This window comes from Bacillus sp. 7894-2 (assembly GCF_002272225.1).
In the GTDB taxonomy this organism is placed as follows: Bacteria; Bacillota; Bacilli; order Bacillales; family Cytobacillaceae; genus Cytobacillus.
This window is the reverse complement of record NZ_NPDG01000019.1, coordinates 36,182-56,109: the sequence shown is the minus strand read 5'-3', so window position 1 is coordinate 56,109 and position 19,928 is coordinate 36,182. Positions and strand designations below refer to the sequence as shown.

General features: G+C 44.5%; 18 protein-coding genes. 17 read left to right on the top strand and 1 reads right to left on the bottom strand.

Features of this window, described 5'->3' with window-relative positions:
* Positions 1-10 precede the first annotated feature (10 nt).
* From CHI10_RS04110 to CHI10_RS04040, 15 genes are all read left to right on the top strand, one after another.
* Entirely contained in the window at positions 11-790 is a 780-nt protein-coding gene (locus CHI10_RS04110) for an IclR family transcriptional regulator (RefSeq protein WP_095243060.1), read from the top strand.
* A gap of 284 nt (positions 791-1,074) precedes the next feature.
* Positions 1,075-2,352: an MFS transporter gene (locus CHI10_RS04105; protein WP_095243059.1), complete on the top strand. Its 1,278-nt coding sequence runs from the start codon at positions 1,075-1,077 to the stop codon at positions 2,350-2,352.
* Positions 2,353-2,500: 148 nt separating this feature from the next.
* Positions 2,501-3,037, top strand: coding sequence for a cupin domain-containing protein (locus CHI10_RS04100; protein ID WP_095243058.1), 537 nt, complete (start codon positions 2,501-2,503; stop codon positions 3,035-3,037).
* Positions 3,038-3,179: 142 nt separating this feature from the next.
* Positions 3,180-4,094 (top strand): VOC family protein, encoded by a 915-nt coding sequence (locus tag CHI10_RS04095; protein ID WP_095243057.1) that lies wholly within the window; start codon positions 3,180-3,182, stop codon positions 4,092-4,094.
* A gap of 25 nt (positions 4,095-4,119) precedes the next feature.
* Positions 4,120-4,911, top strand: coding sequence for an SDR family oxidoreductase (locus tag CHI10_RS04090; protein ID WP_095243056.1), 792 nt, complete (start codon positions 4,120-4,122; stop codon positions 4,909-4,911).
* Positions 4,912-4,938: 27 nt separating this feature from the next.
* Positions 4,939-6,660 (top strand): thiamine pyrophosphate-binding protein, encoded by a 1,722-nt coding sequence (locus CHI10_RS04085; protein WP_095243055.1) that lies wholly within the window; start codon positions 4,939-4,941, stop codon positions 6,658-6,660.
* 14 nt (positions 6,661-6,674) lie between these two features.
* Positions 6,675-8,120 (top strand): aldehyde dehydrogenase family protein, encoded by a 1,446-nt coding sequence (locus CHI10_RS04080; protein WP_095243054.1) that lies wholly within the window; start codon positions 6,675-6,677, stop codon positions 8,118-8,120.
* A gap of 12 nt (positions 8,121-8,132) precedes the next feature.
* A complete protein-coding gene (gene nadX / locus CHI10_RS04075; protein WP_095243053.1) occupies positions 8,133-8,915 on the top strand; it encodes an aspartate dehydrogenase in 783 nt (260 codons plus the stop codon).
* Positions 8,916-9,004: 89 nt separating this feature from the next.
* The gene (locus tag CHI10_RS04070) at positions 9,005-10,312 is read left to right on the top strand and encodes an aromatic ring-hydroxylating dioxygenase subunit alpha (RefSeq protein WP_095243052.1); all 1,308 of its coding nucleotides are present in this window, start codon (positions 9,005-9,007) and stop codon (positions 10,310-10,312) included.
* A 38-nt stretch (positions 10,313-10,350) separates the two neighbouring features.
* Positions 10,351-10,860, top strand: coding sequence for an aromatic-ring-hydroxylating dioxygenase subunit beta (locus tag CHI10_RS04065; RefSeq protein WP_095243051.1), 510 nt, complete (start codon positions 10,351-10,353; stop codon positions 10,858-10,860).
* Positions 10,861-10,875: 15 nt separating this feature from the next.
* Complete coding sequence (locus CHI10_RS04060; protein ID WP_095243050.1) at positions 10,876-11,661, top strand: SDR family NAD(P)-dependent oxidoreductase; 786 nt, start codon at positions 10,876-10,878, stop codon at positions 11,659-11,661.
* A 251-nt stretch (positions 11,662-11,912) separates the two neighbouring features.
* A complete protein-coding gene (locus CHI10_RS04055) occupies positions 11,913-12,473 on the top strand; it encodes a hypothetical protein (RefSeq protein WP_095243049.1) in 561 nt (186 codons plus the stop codon).
* 109 nt (positions 12,474-12,582) lie between these two features.
* On the top strand, positions 12,583-13,347 hold the full coding sequence (locus CHI10_RS04050) for an alpha/beta hydrolase (RefSeq protein WP_095243048.1): 765 nt from the start codon (positions 12,583-12,585) through the stop codon (positions 13,345-13,347).
* Between the two features lie 120 nt (positions 13,348-13,467).
* The gene (locus CHI10_RS04045; RefSeq protein ID WP_095243047.1) at positions 13,468-14,430 is read left to right on the top strand and encodes a bile acid:sodium symporter family protein; all 963 of its coding nucleotides are present in this window, start codon (positions 13,468-13,470) and stop codon (positions 14,428-14,430) included.
* 381 nt (positions 14,431-14,811) lie between these two features.
* Positions 14,812-15,270, top strand: a complete 459-nt coding sequence (locus tag CHI10_RS04040; protein WP_076257917.1) for a S1 domain-containing RNA-binding protein — start codon at positions 14,812-14,814, stop codon at positions 15,268-15,270.
* Between the two features lie 106 nt (positions 15,271-15,376).
* Here CHI10_RS04040 and CHI10_RS04035 read toward each other — a convergent pair whose 3' ends face one another.
* Positions 15,377-17,050 (bottom strand): ribonuclease J, encoded by a 1,674-nt coding sequence (locus CHI10_RS04035; protein ID WP_095243046.1) that lies wholly within the window; start codon positions 17,048-17,050, stop codon positions 15,377-15,379.
* A gap of 470 nt (positions 17,051-17,520) precedes the next feature.
* Between CHI10_RS04035 and proB the strand changes: the two genes are divergently transcribed.
* Together proB and CHI10_RS04025 are read left to right on the top strand one after the other, a co-directional pair.
* Positions 17,521-18,651 (top strand): glutamate 5-kinase, encoded by a 1,131-nt coding sequence (proB, locus tag CHI10_RS04030; RefSeq protein WP_095243045.1) that lies wholly within the window; start codon positions 17,521-17,523, stop codon positions 18,649-18,651.
* On the top strand, positions 18,642-19,874 hold the full coding sequence (locus CHI10_RS04025; protein ID WP_095243044.1) for a glutamate-5-semialdehyde dehydrogenase: 1,233 nt from the start codon (positions 18,642-18,644) through the stop codon (positions 19,872-19,874). Before proB ends, CHI10_RS04025 begins: the two co-directional genes overlap by 10 nt.
* Positions 19,875-19,928 lie beyond the last annotated feature (54 nt).

Sequence of the window (19,928 nt, the reverse complement as noted above, 5' to 3'; positions counted from 1 at the left end):
GGTGACAGTCATGGCTAAAGAGGAGAAAGAACGGTATAATGCCAATGCACTTGTGCGGGGGCTGGAAATCTTAAAACTATTCAGTGGAGAGCGTCCTACTCTTTCACTCGTTGAAATTGCAAAAGAATTGAATGTTAGCCGAACAGTGCCGTATCGATTATTGTATACTCTTCAATCGCTTGGTTATCTTGACCAGGACGAAAGCACAAAGAGATATAGTTTGACGCCACAAGTATTAGAGTTAGGCTTTTCATATTTAAGTACATTGAAACTTCCTGAAATTGCCCAGCCTTATTTGGAAACATTAAGAGATGAAACAGGGGCTTCCTGCCATTTATCCATTCTCGATGGGAGTGAGGTGGTCTATGTTGGAAGTGCTCCAGTTAGAGGCGTGTCTGCAATAAATGTCAATATCGGATTGAGGCTTCCGGCTCACGCCACAGCCAATGGCAAATTGCTGCTTGCCTATCAGCCGCAGGAAAAGCTGAATCAGCTATTCTACGGCTCGGAATTGAAGCCTTATACGGATCGGACCAAAACCTCCATGGCTGACTTTCAGAATGAAATCAACACAATCAAGGGACATGGTTACTCCATTACCAAAGGGGAGCTTCATCATGGTATCCAATCAGTAGCGGCACCGATATTCGATAAAACCGGCAGTGTTATGGCGGCTATTAATGTTGTTGCAACCGAAACCACATTCCATGATGAGTTTATTGAGCAAGTAGCGCTGCCGAAGGTGCTGGAGGTTTCTAATAAACTATCAGGCTATATGGGATACCATTAAAAATCATAGAAACAACGTTGAAAAGCTTGCACATGCTGCAAGCTTTTTTGTTTTGCATATAAAACATATTTTTTAAAGTAAAACAAATTTAAAATATTTATTGACTCAATTTTCGAAAAACTTTACACTATTGATAAGTGGTAAACATTGTTTTATATACGAAACATAAATTATTGAAAGGAGGGGAAAATACTATCTAAAAAATTTTTCTTATGAAGTATAATATTTTAGGATTCGCCAGCAATTGAAAACGTTTACAAGATTGATTGAAAAGGGGAACGCATATGCTAAAAGGGAACAAAAGATGGCTTTATATTGCAGTGCCTATTTTCTTCTTCTGGTTCTTTGGACAAATCGATAAATTGGGTATTTCTATTATTCAGACAGATCCTGGCTTTCTTAGTGATTTGGGTCTTACAGGGGAAGACAAAAATGCCAAAATCGGCTTAATAACGTTTATCTTTACAATCTCTTACGCCATTTCAAATATTTTCTGGGGCTTTGTTATTGATAAAGCAGGTCCTCGGAAAACGGCTGTATTTGGGCTGTTAATTTGGACTGCCACCATGATTGCAGGCGGTTTGGCTACTTCTTATGAGATGTTTTTAGTCAGCAGGGTGATCCTTGGATTCGGTGAAGGGATGATGATTCCGGTCTGCGGGAAGTTCATTTCGAATTGGTTTAACCAGCGGGAACTTGGCCGTGCACAATCTACCTGGCTTGCAGGCAATTATTTCGGACCTGCTTGTGGTGTAGTTATATTGACTTTAGTGCTTGCTACCTTCCATTGGGAAGCTGCGTTTTTCTTCCTGGCTGGTTTTAATCTATTTATTGTTATTCCAATGTTTTGGTTTCTTACCAGGGATACTCCTGAAGAACATTATGCAATTGATAAGGAAGAGCTTGCGTATATCCGCAAATCTGATGGCACTGTAAAACCAAAGAAAAACTTTGCACAGGACTATCGCTATTGGATCGTTTGGTTTGGGATGTTAATGGCATCGTTTTTGTTTTTCGGCATCAGCATTTGGCTGCCTACTTATCTCGTTGAGGCAAAAGGTTTCACAAGAGAAGCAATGACGGGGATTACCTCTTTATCCTGGCTGTTTGCTCTGGGGTTTGTGCTATCCTGCGGTTTTTTGGCAGACAAAACAAGACGGCCAAGCCTGCTGGCCACGATTCTGTTCAGTTTAACGGCAATTTTTTTAACGGCAGCTATTTTTGCACCCAATCCGGTTATGGCTGGTGTTTGTATGGGACTGGCGATGGGAACTCAAGGGGGGGTCTTCCATTTAAGCAATTTATTTATCGTAAAATTTTCGACCCCGGAAACAGCAGGTCGTGCTGCTGGCCTTATGGGATTCACTAATATTTTAGGCGGCTTTTCGAGCTATATTATGGGATGGATGAGAGACCTTTCAGGCGGTGATTTCGGCCCATCTATCGTTATGTTAATCATTGCAGCAAGCTTAGGTTTCATCGCTTATACATTCACAGTCAAAAAAGAGGCAGCAGAGCTTCGGATAGAGCAACTTCCGCCAAATCGAAAAGTAATCGTATAAAAGTTTTGCATTTAAAACATGGTTTTAATAATTTAATTTTTCTCAATATTTTTAATTGACATAATAAATATTGAGATTTATTATTACACTGTAAGTAAAACATTGTTTTGTATATAAAACACTAAAGAAGATTAGGAGTGATATAAGGATGTCAGCAGAAAAATTTGACGTGCAGGCTTTTGAAAAAAAATATGTAGCAAGGCTGGAAGATCGATCATTAGATTGGAATGTTCTTAAGTTTCAGGAAGAAATTGATCCAAAGTACAAAAGGGCACAAATGAGATATATCGGCCGCGGAGCTACAGCAAATAATGATTCAAATGTGATTGCAGCGGAGCATTTCACACTCAGCACAATGGTGCTTCCAGCTGGATGTGTAGGACCGCTTCATCTTCACGATGATGTTGAAGAAGTTTTCTTTATTCTTAAAGGGAGTGTTAAAGCTCTCATACAGGAAGAAGGCAAGGAAGAGGTACATGAAATTCGTCTGAATGAGCGTGACTGCATCAGTTCCCCTCCGGGAGTGTACCGCGGCATTCACAATGATGGCGATGAAGAAGCGCTAATGCTGGTTATGCTTGGTGCCGTAAAACCTAATCTTCCTACATATCCGAAGGGAAGTGCTCTTGAGGAGCTGCGCATTCAGCGTGCGAAAGAAAGAGAAGCTATTATCAACGGAAAATAATAGTCTTTCAGCAATCTAGCATTCTAAAGAGTATATCCGGGATGGTACGCTAGCAAAAAATGGCCGGATCATCCCGGTTCCATTAATAAACTGTGCCAAACAGCATCAGTAATATATACATAATAATTTTGGAGGTGCCAGGATGTTAGGTATTACACACTTGCGGCACATTAGCCTCATTACCCCAGTCCTTGAGGAACAGGCTGAGTTTTACGAGAAGATTTGGGGTTTGGATAAGGTATCCGCCGATGGGGATTCTGTCTATTTCAGGGGTGCTGGTTCAGAGAATCATATTTTAAATTTAAGACGGGGCGAAAAAGCGGGGCTTCACCATATTGCATTTGGAATGGTTGATAAGAGTTCCGTTGACAGGGCTGCGGAGATTCTTGCTTCAAAAGGTGTTCCGATTATTTCACCGCCGGGCTATTTAGATGAAGAAGGCAAAGGGTATGGCCTTCGATTTGCTGATCCGGAAAACCGGTGCATTGAGCTGTCAGCATGGGTGGAAATGCATACAACAATCTGGAATAAGAAAAATGTGGATCCGGTGAAGCTGAATCATGTTGTCATGAATACGGCGGACCTGGATATGATTACAGACTTTTATACAAATATATTAGGCTTCAAGGTTACTGATTGGAGCGAGCACCAGATGTCTTTCCTGCGCTGTAACAAGAAGCATCACTCGCTGGCCTTTAACCAGGACCAGCATGCATCGGTCAATCATATTGCCTATGAGGTAGATATGGTGGACGAAGTCATGCGGGGGATTTCAAACGTCCGAAAAGCAGGATATCAGGAGCTTTGGGGACCAGGACGCCATGGACCGGGAAATAACATTTTCTGTTACTTCCAGGATCCTGCCAAATTTGTCATGGAATACACTTGTTATCTTGAAACCATTGAAGATGAGGAAGAATGGGTGGCTCGTGTATGGAAACGGGTGCCGCACCTGATGGATCAATGGGGAATTGCCGGACCTCCTAAACCTGAAGCGCGTGCAGCGATGGGCGGAAAGCCTGATCCAGGATGGGCTAACGTGAATGCATTAACCTAATGCACTATTTGAAAGGGGTATCGTGATGGACTTTGGTTTAAAAGGAAAAACAGCAGTTATAATGGGCGGAACTTCGGGAGTAGGACTCAAAACAGCAGAAATGTTCCTGCAGGAAGGTGCAAATGTAGCGGTATGCGGCAGAAATGAAGAGAGGAAGAATAGTGCTTTCAACCATTTATTGCTGTTCGGATCCCGGGAGTCGATCTTTGCTTCCACTTGTGATGTAACAAATAAGGGAGACGTTACCCGGTTTGTTGATTCTGCAGCATCCCAATTTCAGGGAATTGATATTTTAGTTAATGCAGCAGGTCAAAGCGTTATGGGCCATTTCTTCGATATTACGGATGAGCAATGGCAGGAGCAGATTCAGTTAAAATATTTTGCCATTATCCATGCGGTACGTGCTGTTCATCCTTATTTAGTGAAGCGCGGAGGCGGAAGGATCATCAATATTAATGCGACGCTTGCAAAGGAACCTGAAAGACACATGGTCGCTACGGCCGCCACAAGGGCAGGGCTTTTAAACTTAAGTAAAACGCTTTCCCAAGAGCTTGCATCAGATAATATCCTGGTCAACTCCGTAAGTCTTGGATTAATCCGTACTGACCAGTGGGAACGCAGACGATTGAAAAACGCACCTGATATGGATGCCGAGGAATATTATAAGGATCTTGCAGCTAAACGGAAGATTCCGCTGGGCCGGGTTGGAGAAGCAGAAGAAGTAGCAAGTGTCATTCTCTTTTTAGCCTCAAAGCAGGCGAGTTATGTTTCAGGATCCACCATTGAAACAGCTGGAGCGCTTGGGAAAGCGCTTTAATTTTAAGCAAAGGCAGGAATGATCAGGATGAGCCAACAGGAACAATTGGAAATTGCACCGCTAAAAGCAAATGAGCAAATGGAATTTACAGCTGCAGATGCAGTTGTGAAGGAACTCGTCCGTGCTGGTGTTGAGGTGGCATTTGGGATTGTAAGCATTCATAATATGCCGATTTATGATGCCATCCTTCGTGATGGAAGTATACATCTGGTTTGCTCGCGTGGGGAGAGCGGTGCGGCAAATATGGCAGATGGTTATGCACGGGCGACAGGAAAATTGGGAGTGGTCATCACGAGTACGGGAACTGGCGCAGGAAACGCAGCTGGTTCACTGATTGAGTCATGGGCAGCTGGAGTACCGGTCCTTCATTTAACAGGAGAGGTAGCATCACCTTATCTGGGAACTGGCAGAGGCTATATTCACGAGTGTAAAGACCAGCTTTCGATCATGGAGGGCTCATGCAAAAAAGCAATGAGACTAAGAAGACCTGAACAAGCTGCAGCGGTTATCAGGCAGGCGATTAAGGAAGCCATTGCTGCACCTTCAGGCCCTGTTTCACTTGAAATCCCAATCGATTTCCAATCTGCAATTATACCGGATTATTCATTGGAAGAAGTGAATATTTCAGTTCAGGAAAACAGCTCCATACCGTATCTTCCGAAAGAGGCTGTAACCAAAGTCATGCAGGCGCGCCGCCCGGTAATTTGGGCAGGGGGAGGCGTCATTAACTCCGGTGCTTCCAAAGAATTACGGGAGCTTGCGGAAAGAATCGGGGCAGCCGTTATTACGAGCCAATCAGGCAAGGGCAGCATCCCTGAGGATCACCCTCAATGTATTGGCCACTTTGCAGCGTTTGAATTAACAAAAGACTTAGTAAAGAAATCGGATCTGCTGATCAGCATTGGAGTCAGGTTTAGAGGGAATGAGACCTCCAACTGGAAAATCGAAGTTCCTGAAAATCATATCAGCATTGATGCCGACCTTCTGGCAATGAACCGAAATTATGCTGCCGCCATAGGGCTGGCAGGTGATGCTAAGCTAATTTTGAGAAAATTAAATGATGAATTGGCTAACGAATCATTGGCACCTTCTGATGAATATTTGGAAGAAGTGCTTTCAGTAAGAAAGGAACTGCGTCTTCAGCTGAGAGCCACTCTTGGACCATATGAAAAAATAGCAGATGTTATGCGGAAATTGCTTCCGCGGGATACTGTATTGGTGCGTGACGTTACTGTACAGGCAAATGTTTGGGGCAGCCGGTTATTTGAAATCTATGAACCTCGCACATCCATTCATGCTTCAGGCGGAGGGATTGGGCAGGGGCTGCCAACTGCAATCGGAGCACAAATGGGATGTAAGGATTGGCAAGTTGTTTTATTAGCTGGCGATGGCGGCTTCATGGTCAATGTTGGAGAAATGGCCACTGCTGTTCAGGAAAGCCTTCCATTAATCGTTATCCTGTTTGATGATTCAGGATACGGAGTTCTCCGTAATATTCAGGATGCCGCCTATGGACGGCAGGTAGCAGTGGATCTAGTAAGTCCTGATTTCGTTATGCTGGCCAAGTCCATGGGATTTGCTGCAGCGAAAATTGGTTCTCCGGAAGAATTCTCATCCGAGCTGGATAAGGCAATCGGCAGGAGTAAACCAACCATGATCGTAGTGGATATGGAAGCGGTCGGGCCAATGGCAAAACCATTTGGTGGGCCTCCTGGCGCGGCAGAAGCGTTCAAACCGAAAAAGTTGTAAGGGAGTGATTTGTGGTGATTACGACGTATCCATTTGTTTCAGGAAAATATTTGGTAGCCGGAGAGTGGATCCAGGGTGAAAAAAAGACAAGTGTTATCAATCCAGCTGATCATCAGGAAGTCGTTGGTGAAGTAGCTTTATGCACGGAAGAGCACGTTGATTTGGCCATTACAGCAGCAGCAAAGGCTTTTGAAACCTGGTCGGGAAGTGAAGTTGAGGACCGGGCAAACCGGATGAAGCTCGCTGCAGACGAGATTAAAGCGAGTATCGAAGAGAACGTAACTTTGCTGATCCGGGAAAATGGAAAGGTGCTGGTGGAAGCGAAAAAAGACCTTCTCCGCTGTGTTGATATTATGAAGGAAGCTGCGGATGAGCTGCTGGAATGGTGGAAGCCAGAATCCATTCCCGGTTCCCAGAAGGTTCAAATCCGCAAGCGTCCCCGTGGGGTAACAGCGGTGATCTCACCATGGAACTCACCGATGATCCTTACGTTTAAGCGGGTTATACCGGCAGTCCTTGCGGGAAACACAGTCGTTGTAAAGCCGGCGACGAGCTGTCCGCTGACGATCATGTCATTCCTCAAAATAGTAGCAACTTATTTACCTGAAGGAGTCATTAATGTTGTAACGGGTTCAGGAGGGGTCATCGGCAATAAGCTTTGTTCAGATCCGCGCATCCGCACAATTGCATTTGTCGGAAGCACTGAGACTGGGAAAGAAATCATGCGGGCTGCTTCAGGCACAGTGAAAAATGTGTACATGGAGCTTGGCGGGAATGATGCGGCTATCATTCTGGAAGATGTAATTCTTGATGAAAGCGCTATCAAACGCCTGCGTTTCGGTATTCTTCGGGCAGCAGGCCAGGTATGCTCAGCCATAAAAAGGATTTATGTACATGAATCACGATACGCGGAGCTGACAGAAAAGCTTAGAAAAGAATTTCAGCATATTAAGGTTGGGAACGGCATTCAGCCTGATGCCGAGATGGGGCCATTGAACAATAAGGCACAGTACGAATATGTGAACGGCCTGATCGAACGCGCCAGAAAATCAGGAGCCACAGTTATCACAGGAGGGATCCAGCTTGATCCAGAGTCCTGGGATAAAGGCTACTTCATACTGCCTGCGATCATCACGGATGTGGATCAGAAAAGTGAAATCGTTCGGGCTGAACAGTTTGGTCCTGTCATTCCGATTCTTCCATTTAACGAGGATGAGGAAGTCATCAGCCTTGCAAATGACAGTGAATTTGGTTTAAGGGCGTCTGTTTGGACAGAAAATGAATCGAAAGCAATTGAATTTGCAGACCGGTTAGAGGCCGGTGCCGTTTTCCATAATAACCATACCGTTTTCCAGGATCTTCATCTCGACTTCCCTGGCCTGAAGGAAAGCGGACTTTCACGTGAAACGCGGCATTGCGGCCTGGAGTTTTTTGCAGATTCCTATGGTTTTGCCAATTAGGAGGGTACCGAAATGAAATTAGCCTTAATAGGAGGCGGGAATATAGGCAGGTTCCTGCTGCAAAGCATAAATAAAGACTGCTTGATACCTGATGCGAAAATTATTGGCCTTTTTACCCGCTGCCAGGATCAGGCAAAGGAACTATCGGATGAATTTGATACGGAAATTTACGCAGACGTGCAATCCCTTATAAAATCCGATGCAGACCTCGTTATAGAAGCTGCAACGGTTGAAGCCGTAGAAGAGTATGCCGCTTCCATTTTGCTTTCTGGAAAAGATCTGGTTGTCAGCAGTGTCGGGGCGTTGGCGGACAAGGAATTTTATAAATGTCTTGAAGAAATCTGCATCCTAAATAATACGAAAATCCACCTGCCATCAGGGGCAATCGGCGGACTGGATGTTTTAAAGGCAGCAAAATCGGTTGGCGAGCTGGATTCTGTCTCCATTATCACGAGGAAGCCTCCTCATGCCCTGCCTGGTGCCCCTCTTGATCGGGAAAATGTGCTTTTTGAGGGTTCAGCGGCTGAAGCCATTAAATTATTCCCTAAGAATATCAATGTTTCTATTATCTTGTCACTCGCTGGTTTAGGTGCTGAAAATACCGGAGTTAAAATCATATCCGATCCAGCAGTAAAGAAAAATAGCCATACGATTGAGGCTGCAGGCTCTTTCGGGAAGCTGTCGCTTCAAGTAGAAAATGACCCGATGCCTAATAACCCAAAGACAAGCTACCTGGCAGCTCTGAGTATCCTTGCTTCCTTAAAGAACAGGGATGAGATGATCCGGGTTGGATGACGTGAGCCAGGTGTTATAGCGGGAAGAGAATTCATTCTTTTCCCCGCTGTTTGATCCAGCTTATTTAAAGACGAAGGGGGAATTTACATATGATTAAAACGACAACTAAGAACTTAGAAGAAATGACCCAAACAGAAGCAATCGGCTACTTAAACGAAACTGTCCAGCCTGAGGCTGGATCCATTCCTGCCTTTATCCTCGCAGATCCAAAGATTTACGATATAGAGCATAAAAAGGTGTTTATGAAAACCTGGATTTTTATTGGCCATGAATCAGAAATCCCGAATAAAAATGATTACATATTAAGAGATTTAGCAGGGTACTCGATTATTATTACAAGAGATTCAGAGGATGAAATCCGCGGCTTTTACAATATGTGCACACACCGCGGGATGAAGTTGTGCCGAGCTGACAAAGGTAATAAATCTTCATTTGTCTGTCCTTATCACGGCTTTAATTTTAAAAACAATGGTGATCTGATTGGAGTCCCTCTGCAGAAGGATATCTATGGCACTGATCTGGATAAGTCCAAATTGGGGTTGCACAAAGTAAGGATTGAATCGTATAAAGGCCTTATTTTTGGAACGTGGAATGAAGAAGCAGAGTCTCTTTCAGATTTCCTCGGAGATTTCAAATGGTATTTGGACATTTTAGCCGGACGAGCTGAAATGGAAGTCGTCGGCCCTCCGCAAAGATTTATCATCCATTCAAACTGGAAGATAGGAGCCGATAACTTTGTCGGCGATTCCTACCACACAATGGTTACGCATGGCTCCATTGCAAAATTAGGAATGGTGCCTAATGCCACTTACTCAAAAAAAGGATACCAAATCCACACACTAAACGGACATGGTCTAAATCTTGGTACGCCCAATCCCGACTTCGCATTCCCAGAAGAGCTGAAATCTGAATATCAATCCAATTTAACAGATGAACAATATGATGTGCTGGCCAATTTGAAAAATATGATTGGAAACATCTTTCCGAACCTGAGCTTCCTCATTTCGCATACAAAGGTAAAAGGGCAGCTGATTTCGAATACCACCGTTCGGATGTGGAGGCCAATTGGGCCTGATAAAATGGAAGTGATCGCCTGGTTCCTCGTAGAGAAAAATGCAGCAGAGGACTGGAAGAAACGTTCAAGGGATTCATTCATTTTAACGTTCAGCCCTTCAGGCATATTTGAGCAGGATGATACAGAAGTATTTACTGACATAACCGCTGCTGCATCAGGACCAATGCCTGTTATGAAAGAACTTGTTTACAATTATACGATGGGGATGCACCGTGAACCGGTCAATGGTTTCATCGGTCCTGGTGTTGTCTACGATGATAAATTTTCTGAAGCAAATCAAAGGAACTTCTATCGCTACTGGCTTGATCTCATGAACGCTTAAGTAAACTGGAACGATGTCTGGAAATGGGGGAATACAGAATGAGTTTAGAGAAAATGCTCGCAACCTATGAATTTGAACAATGGCTCTACAGAGAAGCTGAGCTGCTTGATCATATCGATTTTGATGGCTGGTTCAGCCTTATGCATTCATCTCTGAGTTATCAAATGCCTGTACGCGTCAATAAAGAAGGCACTGAAAGGCCGGATTATGCGGAAGATATGTTTTCTTTTAATGATGATATAGAGTTGCTGAGCCTCCGAGTCGAACGGTTAAAAACGGATTATGCCTGGGCGGAAATTCCGCCTTCCCGCACCCGCCGCTATGTAAGCAATGTCAAACTGACAGACTATGTGCCGAATGAAAAAGCATCTGTAAATAGTTATCTTCTAATCTATCGCAGCCGCAGTACAGACATCCATCATGACCTGATTTCAGGAGAACGGCGTGATGAGTTTATATATGAAGATGGCGTCTGGAAATTATCCAAGAGGGTTTTCATTGTCGATCAGACGACACTCAATACCAGAAATCTTGCTATTTTTGTATAAGGAGGAGCATCCAGTATGGCACTGCTTAGCGGAAAATCAGTCTATTTGACCGGGGGCGCCTCTGGCATCGGCAAGGCTGTTACAGAGAGTTTTATACAGGAAGGAGCCTTTGTAACGGTGCTGGATAAGTCAGCTGCTGGCCTTGAGCAATTGAAACAGGCATTCGGCGATCGTGTTCTATGCATCGAAGGAGACGTCACGGAATTTGAGGATCACATACACGCCGTTGAAGCTTGTGTGGAAGAGACGGGAAAATTGGATGTGTTCGTGGCCAATGCAGGTGTATTCGACGGATTTGCCAAATTTCGTGAAGTATCACCAGAGGCTATGTCAGCTGCCTATGACCTGTTATTTGAAATTAATGTAAAAGGCTATTTTAATGGTGCAAAAGCTTCTGCAGAAGAACTGAAAAAAACAAATGGAAATATGATTTTCACGGTTTCCGGAGCCGGCTTTTACCCGGACGGGGGCGGAGTCTGGTATACAGCAAGCAAGCATGCGCAAATCGGCTTCATGCGCCAGCTTGCCTTTGAATTAGCCCCGGATATCAGGGTGAATGCGGTGGCACCGGGCGGCACTCTAACAGCACTTCATGTCATTGGCCCGCTTAAGCCGTTTGTGAAAGCAGTCGATCAGGATACGAAAGCGAACAGCATTAAATCCCGGAATCCCCTTCGGATAGCCATGACTAGTGAAGACCATGTCGGAGCGTATCTATTGCTTGCTTCTGATCAATCCCGTGCCATTACAGGCGAAGTGATTTCAAGTGATGGAGGACTGGCAGTACGGGGATTATCCTGAAGGAGAAGCGGAAATAGCAGGACAGGAGATAGCCTGTTATACAAACTGGAAATAGTGGACACAACCAATATTATTTAGAAAAACGGCTGCACATAAAAGTGCGGCCGTTTTTTTTCGGGGGTGGCATCCTCATCTGGTTAGTTGTAGAATAATACTATTCTAGAAATTATTAGGAGGATTTTTGCCACTTACGAATCTTTTGTAACCGATGGAACTTTTACACTATTTTCATGGCACAGGGAGGCCGGATCATGACTAATTCTGAAATTAAGACTCTGAGAATTAAACAGCTCCTGTTTTCAAATGGCACTGTCCTATTCTTCTTAACCGCTTTTTACATTTCACATATATTAATAGATATTACTTTTTTCCAAATGTTTTTTTTCATTGGTATAGCAACTCTGATTCAATCCATTGTGGGATGGGTAAGACGCAATTCTACCAAATCTATTCTTTCAGTCACCGAGCAAATTGCCATCTATGAGAAAGAAAAGATGGGTAATGAATGGAGTAAGCAGCGGGCTGTGGGGAGTATTTGGACTCTTCTTGTCAGCTGCATATTTTTTCTCAATGCGTACTTACATTATGAGTCAGGGGAAATTCTGAATATGGAGCCGGAGTTTACTTTTTTTCTGACAATCGCGATTTTAGTGATGATCAATATCAGTATGGTCATTCACAGTAGGAAGGTGGATGGAGCTCAATCACCTGCCGACTTCACAGGGTACTCGCGTAAATCTAATGTGAGGGCTATTGTCTTTGGTGTATGTTACGCTATCTTTGTCTTTGTGTTAATACTTTCTTTAGTTTAACCGCTCCATATATTTATTGGGCGGTCTTATTTTGTTTAAATACAAGTTGACAGGTCGGAATAGTTGGTTATATAATGTGAATAATTAATTCTGAGGGAGGAACAGTTTGATGAATGAACGTTATCCTGTTTTGGACGGTGCAGAATCATTCTATTATGAAGGCAATGAGATCGGGATCCTGATCACACATGGTTTTCTTGGAACTCCCCAGAGTGTCCGGTTTTTGGGGGAGTCATTTGCCAAGCTTGGCTATACAGTCTTTGCTCCAAGGCTTAAAGGGCATGGCACACATTATAAAGATATGGAAAAGACCACTCATGAGGATTGGTTTGCTGAAGCCGAAAAGGGTTATCAATTTTTAAAAGAAAAATGCACATCCGTCTATGCCGCAGGTCAATCGATGGGTGGGGCGCTGACACTTTGGCTGGCTAATAATTATCCGGAAATTGCAGGTATAGTACTAATAAATGCCGCTCTTCGGGTTCCGTGTTATGAAAATTTAAAAGGGAAAACAAATCCCAGTTATATAGATGAAGGCGCACCTGATATAAAAAAAGAGGGTGTAGAGGAAATAACGTATGGGAAAGTTCCGGTCCCATCCATCTTCGAATTGCAGAAGATCATGGATAGAACACCTGACTTATTGCCTGACATTAAAGCACCTGTATTAGGTTTTAAATCGGTAGAAGATCATGTTGTGCCTGCAGAGTGTACAGATTTTATTTTGCAAAAGATTGGTTCCGCCAAAAAGAATGCTATATCGCTCTATAACTCCTATCATGTGGCATCCTTGGACCATGATAAAGAAGAGATTGTTACCTTGACTCATCAGTTCATCCAGCAGAATCAAGCAGGCCGATTGTCCTTTGTGTAAAGAATGGCTGACCTAAAAGAGCCGATTTTGGCTCTTTTTCATTTTTGATCTATAGCCAGCCTAATTATGATAAAATAGTTAGTCAGGTAAAGATATATTCGGAAAAGGAGAGTACTCAGTGTGCTGATTCAAATTAATAAACAGCTGGAGAAAATGATGCCATTGATTACTCCAATAAGCGTGGTTCTTGGTGTTATGCTCGCAGGTTATATGAAGGATTTTGCCTTTATCATTCCTTGGGTTTTTGCATTTATGACGTTTTCAGGCAGTCTGAACTCGAGTTTTAGCAGTTTAAAAGAAATCATTCATCATCCAAAGCCGCTTTTTCTCATTTTGTTTTTACTTCATATTTTAATGCCTCTCTTTGCATGGAGCACCGGTACACTTGCGTTCGGAAATGATTCTTTAACTATTACCGGGCTGGTATTGGCTATGGCCATTCCGACTGGCATATCAAGCTTTATATGGGTTTCGATATATCGCGGGAATATCCCGCTGACCTTGTCTATTATTCTGGTAGATACCTTTCTGTCACCCTTTATTGTTCCGCTGACATTGTCTGTATTTTTCCAGAAATCTGTACAGATCGATGCCGTGCCGATGATGACCGGGTTATTTGGCATGATTGTTCTGCCTTCTTTTCTGGGTATGCTTTTCAATCAATTTGCAGGAAAAAGCGCTGCATTCTTAAGCAGCCGTCTATCTCCTTTTTCAAAGCTGGGCATGGCCATTGTGGTCATGCTGAATGGAGCTGTTGTTGCACCGTATCTGATGGAGGTCAATCTTAAATTGATCCTCATCGGGATCACTGTATTTAGTGTGGCATTTATGGGCTACCTGATCTCTTTCATCATCGCAAATGTACTGAAATTCGATCAGGGAACGACTGTGGCTGTTACATTTAATGGAGGCATGAGGAATATCAGTGTTGGCTCTGTCCTGGCAGTCACTTATTTTCCGGCACCTGTTGCCGTTCCTGTCGTCATTGGCATGCTGTTTCAGCAGGTATTGGCTTCCCTTTATGGGGTGATCCTGAAGCGTCATTTCAGCAGGAAGGTTCTGCAGAGTGGTCATAGTGTGTAAGACTCCTGTTTCAGGAGTTTTTTTAGTTTGCAATTTAGCTAAATCAACCTTCCGCACAGAAAATCAGCTATCCGCACATAAAAAGGCGCTATCCGCCCATAAAAATTTTTATCCGCATACAAAAACGCGGTATCCGCACAAAAATTTTTTTCAACATAAAAGAGCCGCATCCGCATGGCAAGATTGGAATATCCCAGCCTATTTCCTCTGAAAAATGAATTTAGTGGCCCAAAATGCAGTAAATTACACAAATATCACCTAAAAACAGGGTTGAACCCCGCTCATTTCGGGTAGAATATCGGGGGATATCGCCGGCATTGAAATTATCTTAAAAAAAAGTTATAATAAGACGTTGTTAACACTACCGAGGGGGAAGTTTTTTTGTCAATCGAAATTGGAAGCAAGGTACAAGGAAAAGTAACAGGTATTACAAATTTCGGAGCTTTTGTCGAGCTGCCAGGCGGCACGACTGGTCTAGTTCACATCAGTGAGGTAGCTGACAGCTATGTTAAAGATGTGAATGATCATTTAAAAGTTGGCGATGAAGTAACTGTTAAAGTGCTAAGTGAGAAGGAAGGCAAAATTGCCTTATCCATCAAAAAAGCAGTGGACAGACCGGAAGGCCAATCTTCTTATTCACCGCGCCCACCGCGCCAGGGAAGAGATGATCGCCGCGGCGGTGGTGGTTCCAGAGATTTCCGTTCAAAAGGAAACTTTAAGCCAAAGGAAAGCTTTGAAGACAAAATGGCAAAATTCTTAAAATCGAGCGAAGAAAATATTTCTTCATTGAAGCGCAATACTGAAGGAAAGCGGGGCGGCCGAGGCGGACGCCGCGGATAAGCAGCCCTTTAGATAATGGGAAACTCCAATCAGGAGGGAAGTTTCCTGACTGATTGTTCGTGATCCTGTGATAAAGGCAAGCCATAATAGGCTTGCCTCTTTTCGTTTATATTTCAATTATGATCGGCAGGATCATTGGTTTGCGCTTTGTTTTTTCAAATAGGAACTGCCCCAGTGATTTCTTGATGCTCTGCTTGATGACATTCCACTGGCTTTTATCCTGCTCAGGAAGATCGTTGACAATTTTTTCTGCAATCCGGTTTATGTCTCTCAGCAGATCTTCGGATTCCCTTGCGTAAATAAAGCCCCGGGATATAGTATCCGGCCTTGATATCATTTTGCGTTCACTCTTGCTCATGGTCAGTACGATCACAAGCATGCCATCCTCTGATAGCTGCTTCCTGTCGCGGAGCACGATGCTGCCAATGTCACCGACACCCACTCCATCCACATACGTATCTCCGGCAGGCACCCGCCTTGTCTGGCGTGCTTTTCCGTTTTCTATATCAACGACATCCCCATTTTTAATGATAAAAGTGTTCCCTTTTTCAACACCGATCGATTCAGCAAGCAATTTATGGTGATGAAGCATTCTGTATTCACCGTGAATGGGAATAAAATATTTCGGCTTCATCAATGTGAGCATAAGCTTTAAATCCTCCTGGTAGCCGTGGCCGGACACATGCATTCCCGTTGAGCTGCCTGATCCGTAAATTACTCTGGCACCCAGTTTAAAGAGGTTATCAATGATTTTAGAAACATCACGCTCGTTGCCCGGGATTGGGGAGGCAGCCAGAATCACGGTATCTTCAGGATGAATTTCAGCGTCACGGTAATTTCCGGAAGAAAGGCGTGAGAGGGCAGCCATCGGCTCACCCTGGCTGCCGGTACAAAGTATGCACACCTTTTCAGGAGCGAGATTCATCGCCTCTTTTGGGTTGATAATCATCCCCTCGGGAACATTCAGATACCCCCGTTCAATAGCCACATCCACCACATTCACCATGCTTCGGCCAAGCAGCACAAGCTTTCGGTTTGCTTTCATAGCTGCAGCCACGACCTGCTGGACCCGGCTCACATTGGAAGCGAAGGTGGAGATGATGATTTTGCGGGGGGCTTTCATAAATGCTTCCTCAATGTTCTCCCCGACAATATGCTCGGTAGGCGAAAAGCCGGACCGCTCTGCGTTTGTGCTTTCTGAGAGAAGTGCGAGAACTCCTTCCCGCCCGATTTCAGCCATCCTGTGGATATCAGCATGCTCCTGGTTTACAGGAGTCAAATCAAATTTAAAGTCACCGGTATGGACGACATTTCCCTCTGGTGTTTTAAACACAATTCCCAGACAGTCCGGGATGCTATGATTCACTTTAAAAAAGCTTACGCCTATTTCACCAAAATCAAGACTGGTATCAGAATCAATGGTGATCAGCTCAGAGTCACCAAGCAGGCGATTCTCCGATAGTTTTAGTTCTATGAGCCCCAGTGTAAATCTTGTTGCATACACAGGCATATTAATCTTTTTCAGGAGATAGGCAACCCCGCCGATATGATCCTCATGTCCATGAGTGACAATCAGGCCTCGTATTTTCTCCCTGTTTTCCTCAAGGTAAGTGATATCCGGGATGATCAAATCGATCCCCAATAATGTCTCATCGGGGAATTTCCCCCCGGCATCTATCACGATAATATCGTCATCATATTGAATCACATACATGTTTTTCCCAATTTCATTGATGCCGCCAAGAGAAAAGATGGATAACTGCTTTCCATTTGACTCCATATGTACATCCTCCCGTTAGTCTTTTTTCTTAGCATTCCCGATTCGGCGTGCAATATCATGGGAATGCACCTTACCGTGAAAATGAGAATTTTACCCCTTTAAATCAGCAAATTAATCATTGACATAAAATACAGAAGCGTGCATAATAATTCTAATATTATGAAAACATCAACAGCATTGACAGGGAATCAGTAAATAGAACTCAGGCAAGAAGAGAGCGGGATTCACCGGCTGAAAGATCCTGCAGCCTGCAAAGCTATTGAACCTATCCTTAGAGCTGCCAGACAAAACTGGCCGAATTTCCGGCGTTAACGGATTTTCAAAGCGGGCGCTTGCAGTATGGAGTGCCAATGAAGGTGGTACCGCGAAAGACAAAGCTCTTCCGTCCTTTTTATAGGGATGGGAGGGCTTTTTTTTATTCCGCTTAAGAAAGCGGGCGAACGCTTTTTAACATAAGGGTGGTGTCTGTTGTGAAGAAGGAACGGATTGTTGTGAAAATTGGAAGCAGTTCGCTGACTAATAACAATGGCGGATTGTGCATGGAAAAGCTGGAGGAACATGCAGCTGCCCTTTCGCGGCTGAAAGAGATGGGGCATGAAGTTATTTTGATTTCATCCGGAGCTGTTGCTGCTGGGTTTATGGATCTTGGCTATCCTTCGCGCCCGGTGACCATTGCCGGAAAACAGGCGGCCGCCGCAGTGGGCCAGGGGTTATTAATGCGGGGGTATACGGAAGAATTCAAAAAGCATGGCATCGTTGCAGCGCAATTGCTGCTGACAAGGCAAAACTTCCTGCATAAGGAGCAATACCAAAATGCACATGCCACATTGTCCGAACTATTGAAGCGGAATGTACTTCCGATCATTAATGAAAATGATTCTGTATCGATTGAGGAGCTGGCCTTCGGTGATAACGATATGCTGTCAGCGCTTGTCTGCGGGCTGGTACAGGCACATCGCCTGATCATCCTGACAGATGTGAATGGAATTTATGATTCCAATCCCCGCACAAATTCAGAAGCAAAAAAGTTCAATTTTTTAACAGAAATAACGGAGGAATTGATGAATGCTGCCGCAGGGTCAGGCTCAAAGGTGGGAACCGGCGGAATGGTGACAAAGCTTGCGGCGGCAAGGACAGCATTGGCACTGGGTGTGCAGGTTTTTATAGGTGTGGGTCATGGTGCGGGAAAGCTGGTTGAGATCCTTGAAGGCAAAGGGGATGGGACTTATATCGGCACGAGGTCACAGCCGAGTGTCAAAACCTCCAAGCAGTGGCTTGCGCTGCATTCTGTTCCGAATGGGAAAATTGAAGTGGATCACGGTGCTGCACAGGCCATATTAACGCAGGGAAAAAGCCTTCTGCCTGCAGGTGTGACCAGCATAACAGGCCATTTTCATATTCAGGATGTGGTGGAAGTGATTGGCCCAAAAGGGGATTTGATCGGCAAGGGGCAGGTTAATTTCTCATCCGATGAACTTCGGGCCATTAAAGGGCTATCCAGTGCGGAAGCCATGCAGCTGGCCGGGAGCGACCGCCGGGTTGTCATTCACCGGGATCACTGGGTAACCCAAAAAAGAAAGGAGAAAAGTTCATGGAGTTAATTCATAAAGGCCAAAAAGCGAAAAAGGCAGCGGCAGAGCTGGCAAAAAAGTCGACACAGCAAAAAAATCGTGCACTTGAACTGATCTCAGAGCAGCTGATGCAGGAGAAGGATTTTATTTTAACAGAAAATGAAAAGGACCTGGACGCAGGTAAGGAAAAGGGAATGAGCGATGCTCTATTGGACCGTCTGCGGTTAAATGAAGCCCGGCTTAAGGATATGGCGGACGCACTCATCCAGCTCACCCGGCTGGAAGATCCAGTTGGAGAGATTATTTCCGATTGGGAACGGCCAAACGGGCTTGAGATAACACAGGTTCGGGTCCCGCTTGGTGTTGTCGGCATGATCTATGAAGCGCGCCCAAATGTAACGGTCGATGCATCAAGCTTATGCTTGAAGACAGGCAATGCTGTGATGCTGCGCGGAAGTTCTACTGCCATTCATTCCAATAAGGCAATTGTGAAAGTGATTCATCATGCATTGGAAAAGAGTGACCTGCCGCGTGATGCGGTTCAGCTTATTGAGGATACAAGCCGGGAAACTGCTTCAGCTATGTTCAAACTGAACGAATACCTGGATGTCCTGATTCCGCGGGGAGGGGCAAAGCTGATTAAGACAGTTGTGGAACAATCCACAGTCCCAGTGCTTGAGACAGGTGCCGGCAATTGTCATGTCTATATTGATGAAAGTGCTGTGAAGGAAATGGCGATTAGCATAGCCGTTAATGCCAAAACACAGCGTCCGTCCGTTTGCAATGCTTGTGAAACGATCCTTGTTCACAGAGAGTGGGAGGGGCTGAACGATCTTGTGAAAGCACTAAAGGAAAAAGGGGTTTTGATTCATGGCGGTGAAGGTGTCAGCGGGGAAGGGATCATCCCGGCCGCAGAAGAGGATTGGGCCGCTGAATATTTAGGGTTGGAAGTCGCATTGAAAGTGACGGAAAGCGTGGAAGAGGCCATTGTTCATATCAACCGCTTTGGCACAAAACATTCTGAAGCGATTATCTCTTCAAACACAGAAAATGTGGAAAAATTTCTGAATGAAGTCGATGCAGCAGCCGTTTACCATAATGCCTCCACCCGTTTCACAGATGGATTCGAATTTGGGTTCGGCGCTGAAATCGGCATCAGCACCCAAAAGCTTCATGCCCGGGGTCCGATGGGGCTGCCGGCTTTGACATCGACGAAATATATTGTGAAAGGAAATGGGCAGGTGAAGAAGTAAGCGGAATTTGGGGGCTTGATCTGCATGTGATTGCTTCAGGAATCCCCTTGTTCT